Genomic DNA, 16977 nt, shown 5'->3' on the forward strand with positions numbered 1-16977 from the left:
AGGGCTCACCGGTCCGGCGCCTCGATGCCGATGTCGCGCAGGAACCGGGCCTCGGCGCTCTCGGGCTCGAGCGGCTTCGCGGCCGTCATGATCACCCGGGCGTTCTCGGGTGTGCGGACCTCGACCTCGACCGAGTTCCACGGCATCGCGCGCGGTCCGGTGACCGAGCCGGGGCGGAGCCCCTCGCACGTGGTGGCGATCGCGTCGACCTGGCCGAGCACGCACGAGAAGCTCACGGTGAGCGCGGGCGCCTCGGCGGGCGGCGTGCCCGGGACGAGCAGGACGTCCTGGAACGCCCAGCGGCGCAGGTGGACGATCTGGTCCGGGACCGCGAACAGCCCGAAGAAGCCGAGACCGCGGGTCCAGAAGTCGACGGACGCTGCGAGGTCCGCCGTCGGCACGGTGACGAACTGGGGCATGCCGTAGATGCCGCGGAAGTGCTCCGGAGCCGTGGCGTCCTCGGACGGCTCGGGCACGGGGCTGATGTCGAAGGCAGGGTAGGTGTCGGTCATGCGACCACCCTGGAGCCTGACGTCGCGTCAGGGTCAAGCGGGGACGTCTCGGGGGACGCAGAAGGGCCGCGCGCTGCGCGGCCCTTCGTCGGTCAGACCCTCGACGCCGTGGGCGACGAGGGCCCGGGTGTCACAGAGGCTGGATGTTCGTCGCCTGGGGGCCCTTGGGGCCCTGGGTGACGTCGAACGAGACGCTCTGGTTCTCCTCGAGCGAGCGGAAGCCGGTGGCCGCGATCTCGCTGTAGTGGGCGAACACGTCGGCGGTGCCGTCCGAGGGGGCGATGAAGCCGAAGCCCTTCTCGGCGTTGAACCACTTCACGGTGCCAGTAGCCATGATGTCTTCTCTCGTTGAAACGTGCGTCCCACGAACGTGGGTCCGCTTGTCACGCCTTGTGGGGCGCTGACGGGTGTGGAGGCGGGATCGGGACGATCCGGCCGGGCTCGCGGTCGGTGCCGCGAGGTGTCTGGTCGCCTGCTCGAGCGCGGTCACCACGGTCGTCGGCCGCGTGTAGCGGTCGTGCACCTGGAATCCGTCGGGGAGCCGGGTGACCATGCCGGCGTACTCGCCGTCGGACGTGGCGACCCAGAGGTCGTCGTCGACGCGGCTCAGCACGGGCTGGGGTCGGGCGGTGCCCACGACGGCAGAAGCAGTCGTGGGGTGTACAAGGGTGGAGGTGGTGATGTTCTCTGCTCTCGCTCCGCGCTCAGTGGTGGGCGGAGATCGTCGGTGGCAGCTTCTGCTGCTCGGCGCGCGCGTCCTCGCGTCGGAGCTGAGGAACGCAGGACGTCGCAGGAGCATGTCCCGCGACCCGAGCGCGACTCCCAGACTACACCACACCTCTCCTCGTGCACGGGAAGGCTCAGCCGCAGCTGTCGCAGACGCCGGTCGCAGGGAGCGTCATGAAGCACGTGGGGCAGATGGGCGCGGGCCTCTCGGGCTCCGCGGCGCGGCGGGGCGTGGTCGTGCGTGCCCGCGGCGTGCTCGACGGAGCGCGTCGGGCACGCTGCACCGGAGGCGGCGTCGGGGCAGCGGGGCCGTACGCCTCGAAGCCGTGCTTGCGCAGGATCGTCGTCGCGTCGATCCTGCCGCCGTCGAGCTCCTCGGCCGTCGCCGCCCGGCCGGTCGCGTTCTTGTGCGCGACGCCGAGGACCGCCTTCGAGTCGTACGTCCGGTCCTCGTGGTCGAAGGTCTCGCGCACCGACGGCGTGAACCCGTAGACGCCGAGGAAGTTCTCGGCCCCGCGGTCGTCGTACTCGGCGATCGCGGAGAGGATGTGCTGGCGGGTCACGGCGGAGAAGGTAGCCACCCGACGAGCCTAGTCCGCCGTCCGGTCGTGCCGGACCGGGAGGCGGGGCGCCGCCGTGTGGCCCCCGACACGCCCCGGCCTGCACGCGCGGGCGTCCCGCTGAGCCGACCGGCGTCAGCTCAGCCGACGCTCGAGGTGCACGGTGACGGTGTCGCCGACGTCCTTGCCGAGCCGCTTGCGGACCTTCGCGCTCAGCGACAGCATGAGCCCGCCGCTGCCCGTCGGCATGAGACCCACGTTCGGGAGCGCGACGCCGTCGACGCTCGCGTCGACGCGCACCGACCGCCCGGTGCCCAGCAGCTCGCGCGCGCCCGGCACCTCCACGCAGGGCCAGGTGTCGCCCTTGACGTCCACGCCGATCGGCGCGGTGAACGTGTGGTCGAGGGCGACGGGGTCGAACGGCATGAAGGCCTCCGGAAGCGGGTGGCAGGGATCCTGACGACCTCACGACCCCGTGCACCGCCGGAAATCATCGGCACCGCACGCGACGCGTCGTGCGCGCACCTGCCCCCGACGCGCGATGATGCCGTGGTGAGACTGCGCAACGACGCGGACGGCTACGGCGTCGTGACGAAGACCCTGCACTGGGCCACCGTCGCGGCGCTCGTCGCGCAGCTCGTCGTCGGGTACCTCCTCGACGACGACGGCGACGACGGCGGGGGAAGAGGCCGCGGGCGTGGTCGCGGCGAGGGGTCGGGCCGTGGACGCGGTCGCGGTGGCGACGACCGCGACGACGACGACGGCGGGCTCGCGGAGCTGCTCGACGGCGACCTCGACGGGCTGCTCGGCGTGCACGTCGCGCTCGGACTGACGATCCTCGTCCTCACGGTGGTCCGGCTGCTGTGGCGGCGTCTGACGCCGCTGCCGCCCTGGGCGCCCGGCCTCAGCGCGGTCGAGCGCCGGCTGGCGCACGGCACGGAGGTGACGTTGTACGCGGCGCTGCTCGTCATGCCCGCCACGGGGATCACGCTGCTGCTCGTCGACGACGACCTGCTGTGGTTGCACGTCGCGAGCCACGTCGTGTTCTTCGTCGCGCTCGCCCTGCACCTCGGCCTCGTGCTCAAGCACCAGGTCGTGGACCGCGACCGGTTGCTGCGCCGGATGCTCTGAGCGTCGGCGACGTCAGCCACCGAATCCCCGGCCCATCGGGCCGGCGGGCGTGGCGTTGCGCTCCTTGCCGCACCGCGCGCACGTGAAGTACTGCGAGTCCTCCACCTGCCGGCGAAGCCATCGGTGCATCCCGACGAGGCATCGCAAGTCCTTCATGACGCGCCCCTCTCCACCCCGTGGCCGTCGTCGCGGTGCACCGCGACGGGTGACCACCTCCCACGGTAGCCCTGCCGAGGGCCGGAGCCCAGGGCGTCGTGCGGGCTGCTCACGACCGGCTCACGGCTCGGCCCCGGGATCCGCGGACGGTCTCCCACCCAGGACGGTGCGCAGCCGCTCCTGGCGCGCCCGGTACGCGGGCCCGAACCGGGCGTCCGAGCGTTCGAGCCGCCGCGGGTGCCGCGCGTACCGGCGTCGGGCCCAGTACGACGACGGCTTGGCGAGCCGGACTGCCCCGACGAACGCGACGAGCGGCACGACGATCCCGATCAGGCCCGTCGCGAGCTTGCCCTTGAGGATGCACACGAGCGCGAGGCACAGGTGCGCGACGACCGTGACGACGTACGCGACCCGGCCGCTCGCCGCGCCGTCCGACGTGACCCCGATCGGGGACGCGGAGAACAGCAGGGCGCCGCCGATCGCGCCCCCGAACGAGGATCGCCTCGATCGACCGCTGGCCCTGCTCGGCCCAGTACACGTCGTCGAGGTACAGCCAGAGCGCGAACTCGTCGAGGGCGAGCGCCGCGCCGGCTCCGAAGAGCAGCGCGAGGACCTCGGACCACGGGTGGCCGGGGGAGTAGCGGAACTCGAGCATCCCCGTGAGCAGGACGAGCAGGATGCCCCAGACCTGGTGATGCACGTGCACGCCGCCGATCGAGACGTCCCTGATCAGCGACCGCCTCCCGGGCGGACGATCGGCCTCCGAGGCCTGCCGCGCCCGGATCCTGCGGGTGACGGACCGGACGACGACGAAGGTCACGACGAACCCGACCAGCGCGAACAGCGCCGGCGCACGCCCGGCGTCGACCACGTGCTCCGTGTACCAGCCCATGTCCCTCCCGCTCCGAGACCATCGTCGGGCGCGCGGCGGGACGACGCGACCGCGTCGGCCGGCGCCGCGTCAGGGCCGGGCGACGGTGCGGCGTGCGGCTGCTAGCGTGACCGGGCCCCTCGGCCCGCCGTCGTCGGGCCGAGCGGAGGAGCGAGATGGACCTGGCAGTGCAGCGTGACGACGACGACGGCCCTGCCGGCCCCGCCGGCCCGGCGAGGGACCCTCGCGCTCGTGGCGCCGCGCGGGTGCGCACGGCCCTGCGTCTCGTGCTGGCGCTCGCGCTGCTCGCAGCGCCCGCCTGGGTGCTGGCGACGACGGGCGACGCCGTCCCGCACCAGCACTGGTCGCTCGCCGCGCTGCTCGCGCTGAGCGCCGTCGCGGGGCTCGCCCTGGGCATCGCGACGGTCCTCGCCGCTCGGCGCACGCCGACCGACCGGCGCCACGGGGACGGCCGGCGCCGCCGGGTGCTGCGCGCGACCGTCGCCGGGCTCGGGTTCGCGGCCCTCGTCGTCCTCGCGGCGGCGGTGGTGTGGCTGCGGCCCTTCGTCGCGACGGCACCGGCCCTCGCGGCGCTCGAGAGCGACGACGCCGTCGAGGTCCGCGAGGAGGCGGGGTGGTACGCGTTCGTGCCGCGCGACGGGGACCCGACGACGGGCCTCGTCTACTCGCCCGGCGCTCGCGTCGACGCGCGGGCCACGGCGGCGGTCCTGCGGCCGCTCGCCGAGGCCGGTTACCTGGTCGTCTCGCTCAAGGAGCCCCTCGGCATCGCGTTCACGTCGCCCGCGCAGTCGGCTGCCGCGATGGACGCGTTCGGCGGCGTCGACCGGTGGGCCGTCGGCGGTCATTCGCTCGGTGGCGTCGTGGCGTCGTCGTTCGCAGCGGACCACGAGGACGAGGTCGACGGCCTGCTGCTGCACGGCTCGTACCCCAGCAAGGACATCAGCGGGACGGACCTGCTGGTCACCTCGGTCTGGGGATCTCGGGACGGGCTCTCGACGCCGGACAAGATCCAGGCCTCGCGCGCCGACCTGCCGCCGGGCACGCGCTTCGTCGAGGTGCCCGGCGGGGTCCACGCGTTCTTCGCCGACTACGGGGAGCAGCCGGGCGACGGCGTCCCGGGGACCAGCCGCGCCGACGCCCAGGCGCAGATCGTCACGGCGAGCCTGGAGGCGCTCGACGCGGTGGCGGCTCCGTAGCCCCTGGCGGCCGGGGCGTGGCAGCGGTTCCGGCGGTCCGGGCGGTCAGGGCCGCCAGGACTCGTCGTAGTCCGGGTGGTCGGCGTAGACGGTGGCGAGCTCCTTGAGGATCCGGTCGCCGACGAACGAGACCCCGCTCTGGGCGCGGGCGCTGCTGTCACGCTCCAGGTCGACGGTCATGTCGTAGCCGGTGGCCTCGTGCGCGAGCTCGACGATGCGCCGCTTCGCGTCGCACTCGGCCAGCACCCGGGCCGGGCTCCAGCGCGCCCGATGCCGGGCAGGCCCCGCCTCGCCGTCCTCGCCGGCCTTGCCGTCGTCCGGCCCGACGGCTCGCGCCGCGGCCACGTCCTCGGCGATCCTGGAGAGCAAGAACTCGGTCGGCGTCATGGGCCTAGTGTCCCGCCTGCGCGTCCGTGACGACGAGCTCGACCACCTCCACGCCCCACCCGAGCGGCTCGTGGCGGGCGACGCGCCACCCGGCGCGCTCCGCGAGGCGGGCGACGTCGTCCGGCGTGCGCGGCGGCGCGCCGGTGGCGGCCAGCGACAGCAGGGCGTGCTCGGCGGCGTGCGGGCTGAGCCCGTCGGGTGCGAAGTCCTCGACCAGGACCACGTGGGGAGCGGCCGCCCGCAGCGTCGTCAGCAGCGAGACGAGCTCGGCGTCGGTGCGGTGCCCCGCGCCCAGCGCGCTGACGGCCACGTCGACGCCCGGCCACACCGTGGCGAAGGCCCACGACGACGCGTCCTGGTCGCCGCCCGCGGCGTCGCGCAGGGCGGCGAGCGGGACGGTCTCCTCGACCACGGTCACCGACTCGACGCCCGGGACGTCGCCGAGCCGCTCGGCGACGACCACCGCTCCCGGGCCCCCGACGGCGACCTTCGTCGCGCCCTCCCACACGGGCCACGACGCGAGACCGGTGAGGACGTACGCGAGGACGTCGGCGTGCTCGACGAGCTCCGCGGCGCGCTCCACGTCGCGCTCCACCTCGGACCGCAGGGTGCGTCCCCGCACCTGCTGCCACGCGGGCACGCCGGCGCGCTGCGCACGGGCGAGCCCGGCGAGCGCGAGGACGAGGTCGGCCTCGTGGCCGTCGTACTCCTCGCGCTCGTGCTCGTCGTCGAGGAGCTCCTCGCCGGCGTCGCCGAGCCGCAGGGTCGACCCGTCGACGTCCACGATCCCGACGCCGACCAGGACGCCCGCGAGGGTCTCGACGGTCCCCGGCGGCACGGAGAGCGCGCCCGCGAGGTCGTCGACGTCGCGCGGGCCCGTGCCGAGCGCGTCGAGCAGCCTGAGCTGCAGGGCCGCGCGCGTCGCGAGCCACGGCACGGGGGAGGGGACGCCAGCCGGCGCGGCCGCTGCCGGTGCCGCGGCGCCACCGCCGGCCGGTGTCGCGGCGGTGGTGCCGTCCTGCTCGGTCGGCATGGCATGGGCGACGTCGGCGGCGGCCGGCTCGAGGTGCCAGTAGCCGGTGACGTCCACGTGCGACCGGTCGAGCCCGCGCTCGCGCACGAGATGCCGGCGCACGGGCAGCAGCGCGCGGCTCTCCGCCGCGGCCCACGCGTACGCCTGCCCTGGCCACCAGTCGAGCGCGCGGACGGCGTCGTCGAGCACCGTCCGGTCGCCCTCCGGTGCGACGACCCAGCGGACCGTGTCGCCGGGGCGCAGCGCGAGCTCCTGCCGGGCGCACCCGTCCGCGACGTGGACCACGACCTGCACGGGCACGTCGACCGGGCGCTCGTCGAGGAAGCGGCCGATCGCCGGCAGCGCCGTCTCGTCGCCCGCGAGCAGCGCCCACACGACGTCGTCGGGCCACACGGTCGACGCCTTGGGCCCGACGAACCACACGTCCGAGCCCGGTACGGCTCCGGCGGCCCACGCGGCCGCCGGGCCGTCGCCGTGCAGCACGACGTCGAGGTCGAGCTCGCCCGCGACCGGGTCGACCCGGCGGGGCGTGTAGTCGCGGCCCTGGCGCTGGGACGAGGGGAGCCAGTCGATGCCGTGCGCACGCTGGACCGGCAGCGCGGCCTCGACGTCGCCGTCGGCGGCGAAGACCAGCTTTACGTGGTCGTCGAAGCCGGGCGCCGCGAACGCGGGCATCGGCAGGCCGTCGCGCTCGAACGCGCCGAGCTCGGGGCCCGCGAGGGTGAGGCGCCGCATGCGGGGCGTCACGTCCACGACGCGCGCGACCTCGACGTGCCGCAGGACGAGCGGGTGGGTGCGCAGGCGGTGCTGGGCCATCAGGAGAACTGCTCCTCGACGACGTCGAGCAGGCCCATCGCCTCGTGGTAGTCGCCGCGGATCGTCCACGTCGGCAGGTCGTGCGCCTGCCCGGCCTCGAACGACGGCAGCCCGGCGAACACCGGGTCCTCCGCGAGCGTCGCGACGTCGGCCGTCGCGCCGTTGAACCCGATGACGAACACGGTCGGAGCGGTGAACACCGAGCCGACCTGCTCCGCGGAGACCTCGAACATGTCGCCGCCTGCCGTGTACGGCTCGGCGCCCGTGCGCTCCTGGACCGTGTCGATCTCGAAGCCGAGGTCCTCGAACGTGCTGGGCAGTGCCTCGCCCTCGATGAGCGCGTACGTCGTCCCCTCCGACGTCCGCGCGAGGAAGGCCGTCGGGCCGTCGGGCACGGTGATCGCGTCGCGCACCTCGGCGAGGCGCTCGTCGTACCCGGAGACGAGCTCGTCGGCGGTGTCCGCCTGGGCGAACACGTCGTCGGCGAGGAACTCGAGCTGCTCCTGCCACGTGGTGAACGACCCGGACACGAGGACCGTGGGGGCGATCTGGCTCAGGCCGTCGTAGACGTCGGTCGCCTGCTTGAGGGGGAAGCCCCACCCGCCGCCCACGATGAGGTCGGGCTCGAGCGCGAGGATCGCCTCGAGGTTGTACCCGTCCGCGCTCCAGTCCATGAGCTCGGTGCCGTCCGCCTCGGCCTCCTCGGCCCAGAACGGGGAGAACGCCGGGTCGGGGTCGTCCGCGACCTCGGGGACCGTCGCGAGGACCGGGACGTCGAGGGCGTACAGGTACCCGGCGAGGGCATGGTTGAGCACGACGACGCGCTGCGGGTCCGCGGGGACGGTCACCTCGCCCTGGTCGGTCACCACGACGCGGTCCGCGGCCTCGGAGGTCGACGTGTCGGGGGCCGCGTCATCGGTCGCCGTGGCACCGGGGTCGGTGCTCGTGGAGCACGCGCCGAGCGCGAGCACGGCGGCGGTGGTCAGCGTGGCGGTGCGGAGGGTGGCATGACGCAGGGGCAGCATGGAGAGACCTCACACTCGGGAGTCGGGATGCGAGGGCCGCGTCCGGCGGCACGCCTCACGAGGTTAGGCTAACCACACCTGACGCCGCGAACGTCCCCGGAGGCGACATCTCCGGTCCCGGTCCTGACACCGGTCGCACCGCGGGAGCCACCCGTGCGGCACCGGGGAGAGGAGCACCATGACACCGACGGCCCTGAGCGCCGTCGTGCCCGAGAACTCGATCCGGTTCCTCGGCCACGGCACCCACACCCACGACGAGCCGCACCTCGTCCACGTCGTCACCGGCACCGCCGAGCTCGTCGTCGACGGCGCCCCTCTCACCCTGCGCACCCACGAGTGCCTGTGGCTCGCGCCGGGCGTGCCGCACTCGATGCGCCTGCCCGACGGCGCGATGGCGCTCGGCCCGATCCTGTCGCCGGGCGTCGAGCCCGGGCAGCGCGCCCGGCGGCTGGGCGTCGTGCCGGCCATCACCTCGCTGCTGACGGCCGCGCTGTGCGCCGGCCCCACCTCGCCCGAGCAGGTGGCCCCCTTCCGCGCCGCCCTCGAGGACGTGCTGCGGGGTCTCGGCACCGACTACTTCGCGCTCACGCCGCCCCAGCACCCCGTGGCGCGCGCCGTCGCGGCCGAGGCACCCGGCACCGGGGCGACCCTCGACGAGCTCGCCGCGCGCCGGCGCACGAGCACGCGCCACGTGCAGCGGCTCTTCGTCGAGGAGACGGGACTGGCGTTCGGGCGCTGGCGCACGCGGTCGCGGCTCAACGTCGCGATCGCACGCCTCCGCGGCGGGTCGCAGCTCGACGCGGCCGCCCACGCCGCCGGGTACACGACGCGGGCCGGGCTCCTGCGCGCCCTCAGCCGCGAGACGGGGATCGGCGTGGCCGAGCTGTCGCACGACCCCGTCGCGGCGCTCGCGGCGGGGACGGGCGTGCCGGTCTGAGCTCCGCGGTCGACGCCGGTCCATACTGACGTCGCGGCGGGCAGGGGTTCGCCGGGGCGCCCGGAGGACGGGCCCGCACCACGGAGGCAGCATGACGTCGAAGGTCGACCCCGAGCAGGTCCCCGCTCCCGCGCGGCGCGCGTCGTTCCTCGGCGCGCTCGTGCCGCCCGCGCAGCGTCGGCCTCTCGACGAGCTCGCCGACCGGCTCGACCTCGAGGCAGGCGACGCGCGGGCCAAGACGTCGGCCTTCTGGGTGATGCTCGTCCTGTCCGGGGTCATCGCGGTCGCCGGCGTCATCACCGACTCCACGGCGACGGTCATCGGCGCCATGATCATCGCGCCGCTGTCGACCCCGATCCTCGGCGTCGGGCTGGGGATCGTCACGGCGAAGGGCCGGCTCGTCGCCCGCTCCGTCCTGACGGTCGTCCTCGGGCTCGCGACGGTGGTCGTGCTCGGCTGGCTCGTGGCGCTCGTGCTCCCGGACACGGCGCACGTCCTCGCGAACTCCCAGGTGACCGGCCGGACGTCACCCGGCCTGCCCGAGCTCGTCGCGGCGTTCGCGACCGGCTTCGCGGGCGCCATCGCGCTCGCCCGCCGCGACCTCGGCGACGTGCTGCCCGGCATCGCCATCGCCATCTCGCTCGTCCCGCCGCTCGGCGTCGTGGGCGTGTGCCTCGGCGCCGGTGCGCCGTCGCTCGCCGCGGGCGCCCTGCTGCTCTTCACGTCGAACGCGGTCGCGCTCGTCATCGCCGCGACCGTCGTCTTCACCGGTGCGGGGTACGCGGCCGAGGCGTCCGAGGCGCGCGCGGCCGCGCACGGCCCGCGGCGCGTGCGCCGGGCCTACCTGGTCGCGGGCGCCGCGCTCGTCGTCGTCGCCGTCCCGATGGTCGCGAACACCGTGCAGGCGGCGCTCGCGGAGCTGTGGGCGGGCCAGACCCGCGCCGCCGCGCAGGACTGGCTCGCGGACGACCCGGCAGCGGTCGTCGAGGGCGTCACGTGGCAGGGCCAGGAGCTCGTCGTCGCCGTGCGGACGCCGAACGACCTCCCGCCCGTCGACACGCTCCAGTCCGACGTGGACGCGCTCGTCCCCTGGCAGCCCGAGGTCGTGGTCGTCCACACCGTCGGCGAGCGGGTCGAGGAGGACGGCTGACGGCGAGGGTCAGGCGACGTCGAGGTCCGCGTAGAGCGCCGCGTGGTCGGACGCCGCGTGCACCGGCGACGTCATCGTGTCGTAGTGGGGGAACAGGGTGCCGTTGCGCCCGCCCCAGACGCCCTGGCGGAAGACCGAGCCACCCACCGTGCGCTCGAACAGCGCGGGGGAGAGCAGCACGTAGTCGATCTTCTGGCTCGCGGTGCCGTTGCCGTAGGTGCCGGGCCGGTCGTCCCCGGCGAACGTCGGGTGCGTGCTGACGTCGCGCAGGTCCGTCCCCTCGAGCAGCGGCCGCAGCGGGGCGCTGTCGGGGGTGTCGTTGAGGTCGCCCGCGACGACGACGTTCTGCTGCCCGCTCGCGCGCAGCCGCCGGTAGATCTCGGCCACGTGCCGGGCCTGCCGGCGCCGGGTGGCGTCGCTGACCGCCTGGACGCCGTAGCCCTTCGACTTGAAGTGGTTGACGAGGACCGTGATCGTCGCACCGGACGGGAGCTGGACGACGTACTCGGGGCAGTCGCGCCCGAAGACGACCCGCCCGCTCGAGTCGCGGTCGTCGACGTGCGAGCGGATGCCCCCGATGCCGAGGCGGCGCGTCGTGAGGAGCCCGACGTCGATGCCGCGGTCGTCGTTGCCGTCGATGAGCATGACGTGCGGGTACAGCGGCTTGCCGCTGCGCGTGACGACGCCTGCGTCCGTGAAGTGCTTGAGCGCGATGCGGCTCTCGGCCTCGACGACGGCGAGGACGTCCGCGTCCACGTCGGCGATGACGCGCGCCGCGTGCGCCGTGGCGAGCTCGTCGACCCGCTCCTTGACGAGGTCGACCCACCCGATCCACTCGCCTCGTCCCGTCGCGACGACCTCGGTCCGCGCCGTTCCCGCGGCGAGCGAGCCGGTGCGGCGCAGGAGGCGTCCCCGGACCTGGCGCAGCACGGCGAGCTCCGCGCCGTCGGACCGGAGCAGGCCCAGCGTCTCCAGGTGCTCCAGGACCTCGGCGCGCACGGCGTCGGTGTAGACCTCCTCGCCGAGCAGCGCGTTGACGCGGGCGTGCGCCGCGAGGACCTCGTTCCCGCCCCCGCTCATCGGGCCGTGCATCGCGCGCGGCCGCTCGAACAGGTTCTCCACGTTGTACGCACCGACCCGGACCGGCATCGCGGCCTCCCTCACGTCGCCCCGACGCGAGGTCGGGGACCCGTCCGGGCGTCGTGACGGTCGGCGCCCTACCTGGGGAGAGGGCGCACCGCCGCGGTCCGGACGTCGTGCACGCGTCCGCCCGCAGCAGCGTGCACGGGAAAGGCTCGGCCGGTGTCACCGCCACCGACCGAGCCGCTCGGGACCCGACGACGCCGTCAGCGCGGGCGCGGCGCCGGTGCCGTCGGGTAGATGTCGCGGAACGTGGGCTCGAACGCGGGTCTGAGGAGTCTCATCCCCGCCTCGTCGGGCGTGCGCCCGCCCTTGACCGCGTTGCACGGCTCGCACGCCGCGACGGCGTTGAGCCACGTCGTCGTCCCGCCCTGGCAGCGGGGCACGACGTGGTCCATCGTGGTGGCGGTCCCGCCGCAGTAGGCGCACCGGTACCGGTCACGACGCAGCAGGGCCGCACGCGAGTACGGGACCCGGCCCTGGCGGTCGTAGACCCACCGTGCGTGGACGTAGCGCACGAGCTCGACGGAGCGGGGCCGCTGGTACGGCCCGAACGTCTCGCCCTCGACCACCTCGAGGACCTCGGCGACGCGGCGGTGCAGCATGCGGATCGCGTGCCGCAGCGAGACGCGGCCGAGCACCTGGCTGCCGCCGAGGTTGTAGATGACCACCTCGCTCATCGTCGCGTCTCCTGTCTCGTTCCTGGCCGGGACGACGAGAGCCGCCCCAGAACGGTGCCCCGGGACGGCTCAGCAGGTCGACGACAGAGGTCGTCTACCTGAGGAGCGCCCTTCGGGACAGGTCGGTGGTCCACGGGTACGTCATGCGGTCCACCAGCCTCTCGTCGGTCGTCACGGTCGAGCGTCCGGGCGGTCTCGACCGGACGAAAAGCAGGCTATGCCCGCCAGGGCCCCACGTCCACGGTTTACGCGCGCCTGTCGCTGCAGGACGGAGGCTAGCGTGGTCGTGCCGCCACGGGTCGGCGGGCGCGGGACGACAGGTGCGGGACGAGGAGAGGACGGCGACAGCGGTGGAGCTCACGGAGCGCACGACGTGGCGAGGGCGCGAGGTCGCCTGGGCGCGCGAGGGCAGCGGTCCGCCGCTCGTGCTGTGCCACGGGACGCCGTGGTCCTCCGCGCTGTGGGCGCCGTTCGCCCGGGCGCTCGCGGCCGAGTTCACCGTGCACGTCTGGGACATGCCCGGCTTCGGGCGGTCCTCGAAGGAGCCGGAGCACGCGGTCGACCTCGCGACCCAGGGCGAGCTGTTCGCCTTCCTGCTGGCGCAGTGGGGGCTCGACGCCAGGCGTGCCGGGGCGCAGGCGCCCCACGTGCTGGCCCACGACGTCGGGGGTGCGGTGGCGCTGCGGGCGCACCTCGTGCACGGGGTGCCGGTGTCCTCGCTGTGCCTCGTCGACGTCGTGGCCCTGCGCCCGTGGGGGTCGCCGTTCTTCCGGCTCGTCGCCGAGCACGCCGACGTCCTCGAGCGGCTGCCGCCCGCCGTCCACCGGGGCGCGGTCGAGGCGTACGTGCGCGGTGCGAGCCACCGCGGGCTGCGCGACGACGACCTCGCGACGCTCGTGGAGCCGTGGCTGGGCGACGAGGGCCGCGCGGCGTTCTACCGGCAGGTCGCCCAGGCCGACGAGCGGCACACGGCCGAGCTCGAGCCGCTGCTCGGGCAGGTCGGCGCACCGACGCACGTCGTGTGGGGCGAGGAGGACACCTGGATCCCGGTCGACCGGGCGCACCGCCTACGGGCGGCGATCCCGGGGGCGACCCTCGCGCTCGTCCCCGGCGCCGGGCACCTGGTCCATCTCGACGCGCCGGTCGAGCTGGCGACGGAGCTGCACCGCTGGCTCGTGTCCGTGCGCTGACCGCCTCCGCCGCAGGACCGCTGCCGGACGGGTCTCAGTCGCCCGCGGCGGGAGCGGGCGTCAGGGGCAGCCGGACGACGAAGCGCGTGTCGCCCGGCCGGGACGTCACCGACAGGTCGCCGTGGTGCTTGTTCACGACGATGCGCCACGAGATGTCGAGGCCGAGCCCCGTGCCCTGGCCGACGGGCTTCGTCGTGAAGAACGGCTCGAAGATGCGGGGCAGGACGTCCGCGGGGATCCCCGTCCCGGTGTCGGCGATCTCGATCTCTGCGGCGTCCTCGGTACGGCGCGTCGTCACGGTGAGCGTGCCCTCGCCCTGCGTCCGCCCGTCCGACGACGCGCCCATCGCCTGGGCGGCGTTCTCCACGAGGTTCGTCCAGACCTGGTTGAGCTCCGCGGCGAACACCGGCACGGCGGGCATGTCCGGGTCGTAGCGGCGCACGACGGCGATCCCGGCGAGCGCGCGGTCGAGCATGACGATCGTGGAGTCGATGAGCTCGTGCAGGTCGACGGGGCGGAACGGGGCGCGGTCGAGCTGGGAGTACTGGCGCGCGGCGCCGACGAGCGAGGAGATGCGCACGGTGGCGTCCTCGATCTCGGCCATGAGCTGCTCGGTCTCGATGGTGTAGGCGAGCCAGCTCACCGCGCCGGTGAGCGCGCCGGCGTCGATGCGCTCGGCGGCCCGGTCGAGCCACGGCTCGTCGATGCCGGCCTGCACCAGCGCGGGGGCGACCCGCCAGCCCTCGGGCATCCCGTGGTCGTCGAGCCAGTCCGTGAGCCGGTCCTCGAGATCGGAGGTCTCCAGCGCACCGACGACGTCCGCCTCGCGCGCGTCGGCGTACCGCTCGAGCGCCTCTTCCTGGAGGCGGATGAGGACGGCGAGCGTCGCGCGGTCGTAGGGGCCGTCGGCGATGAGTGCGAGCTTGTGGCGCATGGCGCTTACGCGCTCGCGGAGCGTGCCGGTGGCGCGCACGGCCGCTGCGGCCGGGTTGTTCAGCTCGTGGGTCAGCCCGGCCGAGAGGGAACCGAGCGCGAGGAGGCGCTCGCGCTGCCCGACGAGCTGCTGCGCGTCGCGCGTGCCCCAGAACACGCCCTCGAGCAGGTGCACCGCCATGGGGAACCACTCGGTCATGAGCTTGGCGAAGTCCGGCGCGGAGAGCACGAAGAACCGCGACGGCTCGAGCACGCGCACGCTGTGCAGGTATGTCTGGGGCAGGCGGTCGCCGAGGTAGGCGTTCCACGCGCCCATGTAGACGCCGACCTGCCGGGTGCGGTTGATCTCGACGTCGTCGGTGCCGACGCGCCGGAACAGCGCGACGCCGCCGTCGAGCAGGACGAAGAACCGCTCGGCGGGCTCGCCCTCGCGGCACAGCCAGCCCGGCTCGGCGTGCTCGACGTGCCCGGTGCGGCACAGCCACGCGAGCTGGTCGTCGGTGAGGTGCTCGAAGAGGAACGTGGCGCGCAGCTCGTCGACGTCGCACGGCAGCCAGCCGCTCGTGTCAGGGACCGTGGCGTCGCCGGGCGCCGTGCCGGTCCCGGTGCTCGGCAGGGCGTCGTCCTGGGTGCCGGTCATGGCGTCACCTCCGGTGGGTCAGAGCTGTTCGAGGTAGCGGTGCACGAGCATGACCGCCATCGCGCCCTCGCCCACGGCGGAGGCGACGCGCTTGGCGGACTCGGCGCGGACGTCGCCCGCGGCGAAGACGCCGGGGACGGACGTCTCGAGGTGGTAGGGCGGTCGCTCGAGCGGCCAGCCCGGGGGCAGGGGCCCGTCGTGCGGGAGGTCGGGGCCGGCGAGCACGTACCCGCGTTCGTCGCGCGCGACCACGCCGTCGAGCCAGTCGGTGCGAGGCGCGGCGCCGATGAAGACGAACGCCCACCCGCAGTCGACCCGGCTCGTCGCGCCGGTGTCGACGTCGCGCAGCTCGAGGTGCTCCAGGTGGTCGTCGCCGACGGCGGCCGTGACCTCGGTCCGGGTGAGGACCCGCAGGCGCGGGTGGGCCTCGACCTGCTCGACGAGGTACGCCGACATGGACCGGGACAGGGTGTCGCCGCGCACGACGAGGGTGACCTGCTTCGCCTCGCGCGCCAGGTACAGCGCTGCCTGGCCCGCGGAGTTGGCGCCGCCGACGACGTACACCTCCTGGTCGTGGCACGCGGCCGCCTCGGTGAGCGCCGACCCGTAGTACACGCCGCGCCCCACGAGGTCGCCGAGCCCGGGGCCGTCGAGCAGCCGGTACGACACCCCCGACGCGAGGACGACGGTGTGCGCGTCGATCGACGTGCCGTCGGGGAAGCGGACGCTGCGGGCCGAGCCCGCGACGTCGAGCTCGATCGCGTCGCGCGTCGTGACGATCTCCGCTCCGAACCGCACCGCCTGGCGCCGCGCGCGGTCGGCGAGCTGGGCGCCGGAGATGCCGTCGGGAAAGCCGAGGTAGTTGTCGATGCGCGAGCTCTGCCCGGCCTGCCCGCCCGTGGCGGTGCGTTCGACGAGCACGGTGCGCAGGCCCTCCGACGCGCCGTAGAGCGCCGCGCTGAGGCCCGCGGGACCGCCCCCCACGACCACGAGGTCGTAGAACTCCTCGGTGGGCCGGGTCGCGAGGCCGACGCGCTCGGCGAGGGTCGCGTCGTCGGGCGCGACGAGCGCCTCGCCGTCGGGCGTGACGACCAGCGGCAGGGAGGTGGCGTCGGCCTGGGCGGCGGTCAGCAGCCGCGTCCCCTGCTCCGAGTCCGAGGCGTACCAGCGGTAGGGCACCCGGTTGCGCGCGAGGAACTCGCGCACCTGCGACGACCGCGCGGACCAGCGGTGCCCGACGACGACCGCCTCCGCGGGGCGCCGCCGGTCGGTGCGCTGCCAGGCCTCGAGCTGGGCGTCGACGACGGGGTAGAGCTTCTCCTCGGGCGGGTCCCACGGCTTGAGGAGGTAGTAGTCGAGGTCGACGACGTTGATCGCCTCGATCGCGGCGTCGGTGTCCGCGTACGCGGTGAGCAGGACGCGACGCGCAGCGGGGAAGAGGTCCATCGCCTGCTCGAGCAGCTCGACGCCCGTCATCTGCGGCATGCGGTGGTCGGCGAGGATGACGGCGACGTCCTCGCCGCGCAGCGCGAGCTCACGCAGCGCCGCGAGCGTGTCGGCGCCCGACTCGGCGCGCACGACCCGGTACCGGTCGCCGTAGCGCCGCCGCAGGTCGCGCGCGACGGCGCGCGAGACCCCGGGGTCGTCGTCGACGGTGACGATGGCGGGTCGAGACGTCGGTGCGACGGGTTCCACGCGGCCTCCTCGGAGGGCCCCGGACGGGCCGAGTGCCATCCTCTCCCCGGGGCCCCCGCACGTCCACGGGTGCGGTCGTCGGGTCACCCGGGCGTGCGTGGCGCAGACCACACTTGACGCCCTCGTGGCGTGCGCTAGGTTAGGCAAGCCAAACCTCAGAACTTACCGGTGCGCGGTG

The 16977-nt window shown here is 74.6% G+C and carries 19 protein-coding genes; 6 read left to right on the forward strand and 13 right to left on the reverse strand.

The features are described from left to right. Nucleotides 1–5: 5 nt before the first annotated feature. From ACZCLJ_RS03095 to ACZCLJ_RS03110, 4 genes are all read right to left on the reverse strand, one after another. Nucleotides 6–512, reverse strand: coding sequence for a VOC family protein (locus ACZCLJ_RS03095; RefSeq protein WP_463105434.1), 507 nt, complete (start codon nt 510–512; stop codon nt 6–8). 130 nt (nt 513–642) lie between these two features. Further along, a complete protein-coding gene (locus ACZCLJ_RS03100; protein ID WP_251151039.1) occupies nt 643–846 on the reverse strand; it encodes a cold-shock protein in 204 nt (67 codons plus the stop codon). 526 nt (nt 847–1372) lie between these two features. Then, complete coding sequence (locus tag ACZCLJ_RS03105; protein WP_463105435.1) at nt 1373–1819, reverse strand: hypothetical protein; 447 nt, start codon at nt 1817–1819, stop codon at nt 1373–1375. Nucleotides 1820–1933: 114 nt separating this feature from the next. After that, nucleotides 1934–2224, reverse strand: a complete 291-nt coding sequence (locus ACZCLJ_RS03110; protein WP_251151037.1) for a DUF1905 domain-containing protein — start codon at nt 2222–2224, stop codon at nt 1934–1936. 126 nt (nt 2225–2350) lie between these two features. On the opposite strand from ACZCLJ_RS03110, the gene ACZCLJ_RS03115 reads away from it, so the two are divergent. Further along, nucleotides 2351–2929, forward strand: a complete 579-nt coding sequence (locus ACZCLJ_RS03115) for a cytochrome b (RefSeq protein WP_463105436.1) — start codon at nt 2351–2353, stop codon at nt 2927–2929. Nucleotides 2930–2941: 12 nt separating this feature from the next. Here ACZCLJ_RS03115 and ACZCLJ_RS03120 read toward each other — a convergent pair whose 3' ends face one another. Then, entirely contained in the window at nt 2942–3085 is a 144-nt protein-coding gene (locus ACZCLJ_RS03120) for a hypothetical protein (protein ID WP_251151035.1), read from the reverse strand. Nucleotides 3086–3205: 120 nt separating this feature from the next. Next, the gene (locus tag ACZCLJ_RS03125; RefSeq protein ID WP_463105437.1) at nt 3206–3451 is read right to left on the reverse strand and encodes a hypothetical protein; all 246 of its coding nucleotides are present in this window, start codon (nt 3449–3451) and stop codon (nt 3206–3208) included. Between the two features lie 28 nt (nt 3452–3479). Between ACZCLJ_RS03125 and ACZCLJ_RS03130 the strand changes: the two genes are divergently transcribed. After that, nucleotides 3480–4082 (forward strand): hypothetical protein, encoded by a 603-nt coding sequence (locus tag ACZCLJ_RS03130; protein WP_463105438.1) that lies wholly within the window; start codon nt 3480–3482, stop codon nt 4080–4082. Nucleotides 4083–4132: 50 nt separating this feature from the next. Further along, nucleotides 4133–5173, forward strand: a complete 1041-nt coding sequence (locus tag ACZCLJ_RS03135) for an alpha/beta hydrolase (protein ID WP_463105439.1) — start codon at nt 4133–4135, stop codon at nt 5171–5173. 45 nt (nt 5174–5218) lie between these two features. Here ACZCLJ_RS03135 and ACZCLJ_RS03140 read toward each other — a convergent pair whose 3' ends face one another. From ACZCLJ_RS03140 to ACZCLJ_RS03150, 3 genes are read right to left on the reverse strand one after another with little or no spacing between them, the layout of a single operon-like run. Next, a complete protein-coding gene (locus tag ACZCLJ_RS03140) occupies nt 5219–5560 on the reverse strand; it encodes a DUF6221 family protein (RefSeq protein WP_251151032.1) in 342 nt (113 codons plus the stop codon). A gap of 4 nt (nt 5561–5564) precedes the next feature. Continuing rightward, a complete protein-coding gene (locus tag ACZCLJ_RS03145; protein ID WP_463105440.1) occupies nt 5565–7409 on the reverse strand; it encodes an SIP domain-containing protein in 1845 nt (614 codons plus the stop codon). Then, nucleotides 7409–8434 (reverse strand): ABC transporter substrate-binding protein, encoded by a 1026-nt coding sequence (locus ACZCLJ_RS03150; protein WP_463105441.1) that lies wholly within the window; start codon nt 8432–8434, stop codon nt 7409–7411. The genes ACZCLJ_RS03145 and ACZCLJ_RS03150 overlap by 1 nt, the downstream gene beginning before the upstream one ends. A gap of 178 nt (nt 8435–8612) precedes the next feature. Here ACZCLJ_RS03150 and ACZCLJ_RS03155 point away from each other — a divergent pair, with 178 nt between their 5' ends. Both ACZCLJ_RS03155 and ACZCLJ_RS03160 read left to right on the forward strand, forming a co-directional pair. Beyond that, nucleotides 8613–9371: a helix-turn-helix domain-containing protein gene (locus ACZCLJ_RS03155; RefSeq protein ID WP_463105442.1), complete on the forward strand. Its 759-nt coding sequence runs from the start codon at nt 8613–8615 to the stop codon at nt 9369–9371. 91 nt (nt 9372–9462) lie between these two features. Continuing rightward, on the forward strand, nt 9463–10521 hold the full coding sequence (locus ACZCLJ_RS03160) for a TIGR00341 family protein (protein ID WP_463105443.1): 1059 nt from the start codon (nt 9463–9465) through the stop codon (nt 10519–10521). Nucleotides 10522–10530: 9 nt separating this feature from the next. On the opposite strand, the gene ACZCLJ_RS03165 is transcribed toward ACZCLJ_RS03160, so the two are convergent. Both ACZCLJ_RS03165 and ACZCLJ_RS03170 read right to left on the reverse strand, forming a co-directional pair. After that, nucleotides 10531–11670 (reverse strand): endonuclease/exonuclease/phosphatase family protein, encoded by a 1140-nt coding sequence (locus ACZCLJ_RS03165; RefSeq protein WP_463105444.1) that lies wholly within the window; start codon nt 11668–11670, stop codon nt 10531–10533. 197 nt (nt 11671–11867) lie between these two features. After that, nucleotides 11868–12341, reverse strand: coding sequence for an HNH endonuclease (locus tag ACZCLJ_RS03170; protein ID WP_251151026.1), 474 nt, complete (start codon nt 12339–12341; stop codon nt 11868–11870). 350 nt (nt 12342–12691) lie between these two features. Here ACZCLJ_RS03170 and ACZCLJ_RS03175 point away from each other — a divergent pair, with 350 nt between their 5' ends. Continuing rightward, nucleotides 12692–13531 carry an alpha/beta fold hydrolase gene (locus tag ACZCLJ_RS03175; protein ID WP_463105445.1) on the forward strand — a complete coding sequence of 280 codons (840 nt, stop codon included), beginning with the start codon at nt 12692–12694 and terminating at the stop codon, nt 13529–13531. Between the two features lie 34 nt (nt 13532–13565). On the opposite strand, the gene ACZCLJ_RS03180 is transcribed toward ACZCLJ_RS03175, so the two are convergent. Continuing rightward, a complete protein-coding gene (locus ACZCLJ_RS03180; RefSeq protein ID WP_463105446.1) occupies nt 13566–15104 on the reverse strand; it encodes an ATP-binding protein in 1539 nt (512 codons plus the stop codon). An 18-nt stretch (nt 15105–15122) separates the two neighbouring features. Next, a complete protein-coding gene (locus tag ACZCLJ_RS03185) occupies nt 15123–16799 on the reverse strand; it encodes an NAD(P)/FAD-dependent oxidoreductase (protein WP_463105447.1) in 1677 nt (558 codons plus the stop codon). Nucleotides 16800–16977: the final 178 nt, after the last annotated feature.

It is taken from the genome of Cellulosimicrobium sp. So1_17 (genome assembly GCF_055181235.1).

Excerpts from the sequence above, each read along its gene's own strand:
- ACZCLJ_RS03165 (WP_463105444.1), bottom strand. The coding sequence starts at position 11,670 with ATGCCGGTCCGGGTCGGTGCGTACAACGTGGAGAACCTGTTCGAGCGG.
- ACZCLJ_RS03150 (WP_463105441.1), bottom strand. The coding sequence starts at position 8,434 with ATGCTGCCCCTGCGTCATGCCACCCTCCGCACCGCCACGCTGACCACC.
- ACZCLJ_RS03170 (WP_251151026.1), bottom strand. The coding sequence starts at position 12,341 with ATGAGCGAGGTGGTCATCTACAACCTCGGCGGCAGCCAGGTGCTCGGC.
- ACZCLJ_RS03095 (WP_463105434.1), bottom strand. The coding sequence starts at position 512 with ATGACCGACACCTACCCTGCCTTCGACATCAGCCCCGTGCCCGAGCCG.
- ACZCLJ_RS03110 (WP_251151037.1), bottom strand. The coding sequence starts at position 2,224 with ATGCCGTTCGACCCCGTCGCCCTCGACCACACGTTCACCGCGCCGATC.
- ACZCLJ_RS03120 (WP_251151035.1), bottom strand. The coding sequence starts at position 3,085 with ATGAAGGACTTGCGATGCCTCGTCGGGATGCACCGATGGCTTCGCCGG.
- ACZCLJ_RS03155 (WP_463105442.1), top strand. The coding sequence starts at position 8,613 with ATGACACCGACGGCCCTGAGCGCCGTCGTGCCCGAGAACTCGATCCGG.
- ACZCLJ_RS03100 (WP_251151039.1), bottom strand. The coding sequence starts at position 846 with ATGGCTACTGGCACCGTGAAGTGGTTCAACGCCGAGAAGGGCTTCGGC.
- ACZCLJ_RS03135 (WP_463105439.1), top strand. The coding sequence starts at position 4,133 with ATGGACCTGGCAGTGCAGCGTGACGACGACGACGGCCCTGCCGGCCCC.
- ACZCLJ_RS03140 (WP_251151032.1), bottom strand. The coding sequence starts at position 5,560 with ATGACGCCGACCGAGTTCTTGCTCTCCAGGATCGCCGAGGACGTGGCC.
- ACZCLJ_RS03145 (WP_463105440.1), bottom strand. The coding sequence starts at position 7,409 with ATGGCCCAGCACCGCCTGCGCACCCACCCGCTCGTCCTGCGGCACGTC.
- ACZCLJ_RS03180 (WP_463105446.1), bottom strand. The coding sequence starts at position 15,104 with ATGACCGGCACCCAGGACGACGCCCTGCCGAGCACCGGGACCGGCACG.
- ACZCLJ_RS03160 (WP_463105443.1), top strand. The coding sequence starts at position 9,463 with ATGACGTCGAAGGTCGACCCCGAGCAGGTCCCCGCTCCCGCGCGGCGC.